At 61.2% G+C, this 8,336-nt stretch carries 7 protein-coding genes; all 7 read left to right on the plus strand.

Annotated features, from left to right (window positions below):
• The first annotated feature begins 392 nt into the window (after positions 1-392).
• The 7 genes from hemF (at position 393) to B3520_RS05325 (ending at position 8,301) form a co-directional block, all read left to right on the plus strand.
• The gene (gene hemF / locus B3520_RS05295; protein WP_286804344.1) at positions 393-1,313 is read left to right on the plus strand and encodes an oxygen-dependent coproporphyrinogen oxidase; all 921 of its coding nucleotides are present in this window, start codon (positions 393-395) and stop codon (positions 1,311-1,313) included.
• An 18-nt stretch (positions 1,314-1,331) separates the two neighbouring features.
• Entirely contained in the window at positions 1,332-2,168 is an 837-nt protein-coding gene (aroE, locus tag B3520_RS05300) for a shikimate dehydrogenase (RefSeq protein ID WP_286804343.1), read from the plus strand.
• A 94-nt stretch (positions 2,169-2,262) separates the two neighbouring features.
• The gene (locus B3520_RS05305; protein ID WP_286804342.1) at positions 2,263-2,988 is read left to right on the plus strand and encodes a FadR/GntR family transcriptional regulator; all 726 of its coding nucleotides are present in this window, start codon (positions 2,263-2,265) and stop codon (positions 2,986-2,988) included.
• A gap of 27 nt (positions 2,989-3,015) precedes the next feature.
• Positions 3,016-4,755 (plus strand): IlvD/Edd family dehydratase, encoded by a 1,740-nt coding sequence (locus B3520_RS05310; protein ID WP_286804341.1) that lies wholly within the window; start codon positions 3,016-3,018, stop codon positions 4,753-4,755.
• Positions 4,755-5,522, plus strand: coding sequence for an SDR family NAD(P)-dependent oxidoreductase (locus B3520_RS05315; protein WP_286804340.1), 768 nt, complete (start codon positions 4,755-4,757; stop codon positions 5,520-5,522). Before B3520_RS05310 ends, B3520_RS05315 begins: the two co-directional genes overlap by 1 nt.
• A 289-nt stretch (positions 5,523-5,811) precedes the next feature.
• The gene (locus B3520_RS05320) at positions 5,812-7,386 is read left to right on the plus strand and encodes a sodium/sugar symporter (protein WP_123638797.1); all 1,575 of its coding nucleotides are present in this window, start codon (positions 5,812-5,814) and stop codon (positions 7,384-7,386) included.
• A gap of 60 nt (positions 7,387-7,446) precedes the next feature.
• Positions 7,447-8,301 (plus strand): SMP-30/gluconolactonase/LRE family protein, encoded by an 855-nt coding sequence (locus B3520_RS05325; protein ID WP_286875572.1) that lies wholly within the window; start codon positions 7,447-7,449, stop codon positions 8,299-8,301.
• The last annotated feature ends 35 nt before the right edge of the window (positions 8,302-8,336 follow it).

The following is an 8,336-nucleotide window of genomic DNA, read 5'->3' on the forward strand; positions in this document are numbered from 1 at the left end:
GTGACGGCGGGTGCGGCCTTTGGCCTTACCCGCCCTACGCAAAGTAACGCAGAATGTGGCACGGAGGTTTGCGGTGGGGTATACCGTTTCAAAACCGTGGAGCGGGGGGACCCGCGATGCGAGCCCCGTGGACGACCCACATGGATGTGGGAAGTGTCCCGAAGCGCTGGGAGCGCGAAGGGACCGTATTCACGGCGTGTCTTGAAAGGGTTCACCTCGCAGCGACCCGGGCTTGAAGCAACAAAAATAGCTGGATACTAAAACGCTTTGTCTCAGCGGGACGTCATAATCATTCTGACCATAACCCAGTTTAGATCACTCTGGCCATGAATTTCGCCTCGGTGGGTTCGGGCGCGTACAATACGCCCTCAATCGACAGCGCGAGACTCACCATGCCCACCGAAAACGCCCCCGACAAACAGGCCGTCAAAGACTACCTGCTCGGACTCCAGGACCGCATCTGCGCCGAGCTGGAAACCGAAGACGGCGGTGCCCGATTCCTACAGGACGAATGGCAGCGCGAACAGGGCGGGGGTGGCCGCTCCCGGGTGCTGACCGAAGGCAACGCCATCGAAAAAGGCGGCGTCAACTTCTCCCACGTCTTTGGCGACCAGATGCCCGCCTCGGCGACCGCCCACCGGCCCGAACTGGCCGGGCGCTCCTTCGAAGCCATGGGTGTCTCCCTGGTCATCCACCCTAACAACCCTTACGCCCCCACCAGCCACGCCAACGTGCGCTTCTTCATCGCCGAAAAACCCGGCGCCGAACCCGTCTGGTGGTTTGGGGGCGGCTACGACCTGACCCCCTACTACGGCAGCGACGACGACTGCCGTCACTGGCACCGCACCGCCAAAGACGCCCTGGACCCCCACGGCGACAATCTCTATCCGTTTTTCAAGAAATGGTGCGATGACTACTTTTTCCTGAAACATCGCGACGAACCCCGGGGCGTTGGCGGCCTTTTCTTCGACGACTTCAACGAACTGGGCTTCGAGCGCAGCTTCGCGGTGATGCGCGCCGTGGGCGACAGCTACCTGCCCGCCTACCGCCCGATCCTCGCCCGGCGCAAGGACACCGAATACGGCGAACGCGAGCGCAACTTCCAGCTTTACCGGCGAGGGCGTTATGTCGAATTCAATTTGGTGTATGATCGCGGCACCCTCTTTGGTCTGCAGACTGGGGGGCGCACGGAGTCGATATTGATGTCTCTGCCGCCCCTGGTGCGCTGGGATTACGACTGGCAACCGGAGCCGGGCAGCGCCGAAGCGGCGCTCACTGAGCACTATCTGCAGGCCAGAGACTGGATCGAATAACAAGAGCTGGAAGGTTGTATGACAGACGCTTACGCCGTATTCGGCGATCCCATCGCCCAGAGTAAGTCCCCCTATATCCACCGTCAGTTTGCCGAGCAGACCGGGGAAGATATCGCCTACACCAAACAACAGGTGGCCGAAAAAGACTTCGAGCAGGCCGCCGATGCGTTTTTCGCCAGTGGCGGCAAAGGCCTGAACATCACTGCCCCGGACAAACTGGCCGCCTATGGTTATGCGGCCCGCCTGACACCGCGTGCCCGCCGCGCCGGTGCGGTGAACACCCTGGTAAAGCGAGCGGACGGTACCCTGCTGGGCGACACCACCGATGGGATCGGCATGGTAAACGACATGCACAACCTCGGCTGGGAGATTGCCGGCAAGCGGCTGCTGATCCTGGGTGCCGGGGGGGCGGTGCGCGGCGTACTTCAACCGCTGATGGAGCAGGAGCCCGGCTCACTGACCATCGCCAACCGCACCGTGCACAAGGCCGAGCAACTGGCCAAAGGGTTTGCCGACCTGGGCGTGATTGAACCGTTGGGGTACGAGGCCTTGAGCGGACGTCAGTTTGACCTGGTGATCAATGGCACCTCCGCCGGCTTCGGCGGCGAACTGCCGCCCCTGCCCGAGGAGCTGCTGGCCGAAGGTGCTGCCTGTTACGACATGATGTACGCCGCCGAACCGACACTGTTTCTGCAGTGGGCCGAAGCCCACGGCGCTGCCCGACTGACCGATGGCCTGGGCATGCTGGTGGGACAGGCGGCGGAGTCCTTCTATCTCTGGCGCCAGGTGCGCCCGGAAGTGGTCCCGGTGATTACCGCGCTGCGCCGGAGCCTGTCTGCCAAAAAAGGGGCGTAAGCCCTGTCGGCTTTGCTGTAAGATAAATAGCATTTATGGTCGGTAAGGCGCGTCGGCGCGTATATCCGGCTTTCCAACCACAGCGAGCAAGGTAATGAGCAGACTAGAGGGCGGCCGCAACCTGACCCATCAGGTGACCTACCAACTGGGCGCAGCCATTGTGCGCGGGGAGTACAGTGTCAATGATCCCCTGCCCACCGAGGCGGACTTGTGCGAGCAGTTTGATATCAGTCGCAGCGTAGTGCGTGAAGCGGTGAAAATGCTCACCGCCAAGGGGCTGATTTCTTCCCGGCCCCGCCAGGGCATTCGGGTGCAACCCAACCATCGCTGGAACATGTTTGATGAGGACGTTCTGGAGTGGACCCTGAGCAGCCGCCCCTCCCTGTCGCTGCTGCGCGAGTTCACTGAGCTGCGCATCGGCATCGAGCCCGAAGCGGCCATTCTCGCCGCCCGGAAGCAGAGCCGGGAGCGGATTGCCGATATCGAAAAAGCGCTCTTGCGCATGGAAGCCGCCGAGCGGGGCCATGATGACCCTCTGGAGGCGGACATTGCCTTCCACTCGGCCATTCTGCTGGCCAGCGAAAACCGCTTCTTCATCCAACTGCGCAATTTCATTCAGACCGCGCTGCGGGTCAGTATTGCCTCCACCAACCAGATGAAAGGCGTTACCGTGGCCAGCGAAGCCGACCACCGGACGGTGTACGAGGCGATTGCGCGCGGTGATGTGGAGGGCGCGGGCAAGGCCGCCGTAGCCTTGTTGGAGGAAGCGCTTCAACTGATCGACGCCGCGATTGCGGCTCGTCGCACCGAAACCGCCTGATTTTCATGGCTGCAGGAACCCCTCCCCATGTCTGATTCCGACACGCCGGGCAAGCCTCGGCGCAGCACACAGAGTTACGGCAAACTGGATAAGGATGGCTTTATCCACCGTTCCTGGATGAAAAATCAGGGGTTGCCGGATCATGTGTTCGACGGTCGGCCGGTGATTGGCATTTGCAACACCTGGTCGGAGCTCACCCCCTGCAATACGGGCCTGCGGGAACTGGCCGAGTACGTCAAACGGGGCGTCTGGGAAGCGGGCGGACTGCCGCTGGAGTTTCCCGCCATGAGCCTGGGGGAAACCCAGATGCGCCCGACCGCCATGCTGTTCCGCAACCTGCTGGCCATGGAAGTGGAAGAGTCCATTCGCGGCAACCCCATTGATGGGGTGGTGCTGCTCGGGGGCTGCGATAAAACCACCCCGGCCCAGATCATGGGCGCCGCCAGTGTCAATCTCCCGACCATGGTGGTGTCCTCCGGCCCCATGCTCAACGGCAAATTCCGCGGCCAGGACATTGGCTCGGGCACCGATGTCTGGAAGTACTCCGAGGCGGTACGCGCCGGGCTGATGAGCATTGATGATTTCATCGCCGCCGAAAGCGGCATGTCCCGCAGCCGGGGCGTATGCATGACCATGGGCACCGCCTCCACCGTGTCCAGCCTGACCGAGGCCATGGGGCTGAGCCTGCCCTTGAACGGTACGCTTCCCGCTGTGGATGCCCGCCGTCAGGCGCTGGCGCACCTTACCGGGCGGCGCATTGTCGAGCTGGTCAAGCAGGATGTCCGCCTCGCCGACATCCTGACCCGGGAAGCGCTGGAAAACGCGATTGTGGTCAATGCCGCCATTGGCGGGTCCACCAACGTGGTGGTGCATCTGCTGGCCATTGCCGGGCGGCTGGGGATCGAGCTGGCACTGGATGATTTCGACCGGCTCAGCCGGGACATTCCACTGCTGGTGGACCTGATGCCCTCGGGGCGTTTCCTGATGGAAGATTTCCACTACGCCGGTGGCCTGCCTGCCGTCATGGCGCGTATCAAGGACAGGTTGCACACAACCAACGTGACCGTCTCGGGTGCCGCTCTGGGGGACCAGATTGCTGACGCGCAATGTTACAATGACGACATCATTCGAAAGCTGGACAATCCGGTCAATCCGGATTCTGGCATCTGGGTGCTCAAGGGCAACCTGTGCCCCAAGGGGGCCATCATCAAGCCCAACGCGGCGACTCCCGCGCTGTTGGAACACACCGGGCGGGCTGTGGTGTTCGAGAGCATCGAGGACTACAAGGCGCGCATCGACGACCCGGATCTGGACGTGGACGAACACTCGGTACTGGTACTCAAGGGGTGTGGCCCCAAGGGCTACCCCGGCATGCCGGAAGTGGGCAATATGGCCCTACCGAAAAAACTGCTCGAAAAGGGCGTGCGGGACATGCTGCGTATCTCGGATGCGCGTATGAGCGGAACCGCGTTCGGCTCGGTGATTCTCCACGTTGCGCCCGAATCCAGTGCCGGCGGCCCCCTGGCGCTGGTGCGCAATGGCGATGAGATTGCATTCAGTGGCAAAAACCGTAGTCTATCGCTCAGGATCAGCGACGCCGAGCTGGCGCAACGGCTGGCCGAATGGCAGGATAGTCGGCCGGAGTCAGAATACACTCGCGGCTATGCCAAGTTATATATTGATACCGTGCTCCAGGCCGATCAGGGCGTCGATCTGGACTTTTTGAGGGGCGCCAGCGGCGACCAGGTGGACCGGGAATCGCATTAATGACTGAATACACCCGCTATGCCAGTCTTGCTCACCGCTCGGTATTCATTACCGGCGGGGCGACCGGAATAGGCGCTTGCCTGGTCGAGGCCTTTGCCGCCCAGGGCAGCAATGTCGCCTTCGTCGACCTCAATGAAGAGGCGGGGAATGAGCTGGCCGAGCGGGTGCGTGCCGGACACGACGCCCAGGTGGTATTCCGCCGCTGCGATGTCACCCGAATCGACGAGCTGCGCGCCGCCATTCGCGCCCTCGCGGATCAGTGTGGCGACTTCACCGTACTGGTGAACAACGTCGCCAATGATCAGCGCTACGACCCCCGTTATCTGTCTGAGCAGGCCTGGTACAACAGTCTGGCGGTCAACCTGCACCCGGCGTTTTTCGCCGCCCAGACGATTCAGCCCCTGATGGCCCGGCAGGGCGGCGGGGTGATCATCAACTTCAGTTCCATCAACGCCCTGTTCGGGCCGAGTAAGCTGCCCAGTTACAACACCGCCAAGGCGGCCCTGCTGGGGCTGACCAAGTCCCTGGCCCGGGATTTCGGCTCGGACAAGATCCGGGTGAACGCGATTGTGCCCGGCTGGGTGATCACCGAGCGCCAGCTCAACAAGTGGCTCACGCCGGAGGCGGAAGCCTGGTGGATGGATCAGGTGTGCCTGAAGGAGCGGATTCTGCCGGAAGATGTCGCCAACTTGACGCTGTTTCTCGCCTCGGACGACGCCCGGATGATCACCGGTCAGAAGTTCGTGATCGATGGTGGGCGGTTGTAGCTGAGTACGCGGCGGATGCGCCTTCGGCTTATCCGCCCTACGCGAGCTGCCGTGGTATCCGCCGTAAACACACCCAATTCCCACTTTTCCCCCTGAAATCCCTACATCGGCACTCGCAGTCGATGCGGATTATCCGCATAATAGCCGCTCGAAAAATTCCGGCGGAATCCGTGCATTCATCGGCAATACTCTTCGGCGTACCTCCCAATAGAACGCAGGGCGGCGAAGCGGGCGTAGGGGCGTCCACACCGCACCCGCCGGACAATAATCACATAATATGGAGTGCAACATGAGCTTGTCACCACTTGATATAACCACCTTTGCCGTTTACTGCGTGCTGCTGGTCGGCATTGCCTGGTGGGTTTCCCGGGAAAAAGCCGGCCACGAAAAAAACTCCACGGACTACTTTCTGGCGGGTAAATCCTTGCCTTGGTGGGCCATCGGCGCCTCGCTGATTGCGGCGAACATTTCCGCCGAGCAGATCATCGGTATGTCCGGCTCCGGCTTCGCCATCGGCCTGGGCATCGCCTCCTACGAGTGGATGGCAGCCATCACCCTGCTGATCATCGGTAAGTACTTCCTGCCGATCTTCCTGGAGAAAGGCATCAGCACCATGCCCCAGTTTCTGGAGCAGCGCTATGACAGCCGGGTGCGCACGGTCATGGCGATTTTCTGGCTTGCCCTCTATACCTTTGTGAACCTGACCTCCATTCTGTGGTTGGGTGCTCTGGCGATCAATGCTATCACCGGGCTGGACCTGGTCTATGGCCTGAGCTTCCTGGCGGTGTTCTCCATCGGTTACTCCATCTACGGTGGCCTCAAGGCGGTCGCGCTGACCGACATCATCCAGGTGGTGCTGCTGATCATCGGTGGCCTGATGGTGTCCTTCCTGGCGCTGGACCAGATCGCCGAAAATGCCGGCGGTTCCGGTGCTTTCCAGGGCTTCTCCATCATGCTGGCGGAGATTCCCGAGAAGTTCGACATGATTCTGGACCCGAGCAACGAGCACTACATCAGCCTGCCGGGCATTTCCGTGCTGGTCGGTGGCCTGTGGATCATGAACCTGTCTTACTGGGGCTTTAACCAGTACATCACCCAGCGCACCCTGGCTGCCAAGAGCCTGGCCGAAGCGCAGAAGGGCATCGCCTTTGCCGCCTACCTGAAAATCCTGATGCCACTGATTGTGGTGCTGCCCGGTATGGCCGCGGCCATGCTCAAGCCGGATCTGGCCCAGCCGGACCAGGCGTACCCGGAAATGATGAAGCTGGTACCGCAAGGCCTGCTCGGCATCACCTTCGCCGCCCTGGTGGCCGCGATTGCCTCGTCCCTGGGTTCCATGGTGAACAGTATTTCCACCATCTTCACGATGGACATCTACAGCAAGATGATCAACCAGAATGCCACCGAGCATAAAAAGGTCATTATTGGCCGCTCCGTCGCCTGCCTGGCGATGTTGATTGCCGTGATCATCGCCCGCCCGCTGCTGGGTAACTTCCCCCAGGCGTTCCAGTTTATTCAGGAATTCACCGGTTTCTTCACTCCGGGTATCGTCACGATCTTCCTGCTGGGCTTTTTCTGGAAGCGCGCAACCGCGACGTCAGCACTGGTCGCGGCCATTGCCTCGGTCGTGCTCTCCGCGCTGTTCTGGAAGTTCATGCCCGGCCTGCCGTTTATTGATCGGGTGGGTATCGTGTTTATTGCCTGTGTGGTGCTGGCCGTCGTGATTACCCTGATCAGCGGTGCCAAAGAGCAGAGCAATGCCATTCACCTGGACAACATCGATTTCAGCACCCGTACCAGCTTCAATGTGTTGAGCATCGGTGTGGTTCTGATCCTGGTCGCGCTGTACAGCGTCTGGTGGTAAATCGTGCGGCAGCCCGAGTGTGTTAAAAGCCTGCCAGTCGGGAATGTTCTGGGAGAAGGGGTGCTCTGGCACCCCGACCAGCAATCCCTCTGGTGGACCGATATCTTCGGTTGTCGTCTTTACCGCTATCACCCCGACTCGGACTCCCTGACCGAGTGGTCCACACCCGAACGGCTCACCGCCTTCGGGTTTGTGGCGCCTTCGCAAGCTATCTCACAAGCCCCCCAGACCCTGATCGCCAGCTTTGACAAGGGCTTTGCTCTGTACACGCCAGAAACCGGCGACTGTCACTGGTTGGCCCACCCCGAAGCGCACAAACCGGGCAATCGGTTCAACGATGGCAAGGTTGACCGGCAGGGCCGCTTCTGGGCCGGCACCATGGTGGAAGCCGGGGACCCGCTGGCGGATGAGGATGGCGCCGCGCTCTACTGCTGGACGGCTGACGGCGATGTGCAGCCGCATTTACGCGGCCTGGGCATCAGCAATGGTTTGTGCTGGAGCCCGGACAGTCGCACCGCTTATCTGTCTGATTCCGCCCGGGGGGTCTATTACGCCTATGACTTCGACGCCCACAGTGGCAGTTTCAGCAACCGACGGGTGTTTGCCCTGGCCCCTGAGGGCACTGGTCATGACGGCAGTTGTGTAGATGCCGAGGGCAATGTCTGGAATGCCCTGTTCGGTGGCGGCCAAGTGGTGTGTTACTCCCCCGAGGGCGAGGTGTTGTTGGAGCTGGAGGTTCCGGTCAGTCAGCCCACCTGTGTGGCTTTTGGTGGTCCGGATCTGTCCTGGTTGTGTATTACCACCGCGCGGGAAAATCTGTCCGAAGCGCAGTTGGCCCGAGAGCCCGAGGCGGGAAACCTGTTAATTTATCAGACCGATGTGAAGGGGTTGCCGGTGGATTTCTTTCGGGGGTAGGTTTGCGGGTACTTACGGCGGATGCGCCTTCGGCT

The sequence above is a fragment of the Marinimicrobium sp. UBA4509 genome (assembly GCF_002388575.1).
In the GTDB taxonomy this organism is placed as follows: domain Bacteria; phylum Pseudomonadota; class Gammaproteobacteria; order Pseudomonadales; family Cellvibrionaceae; genus Marinimicrobium; species Marinimicrobium koreense.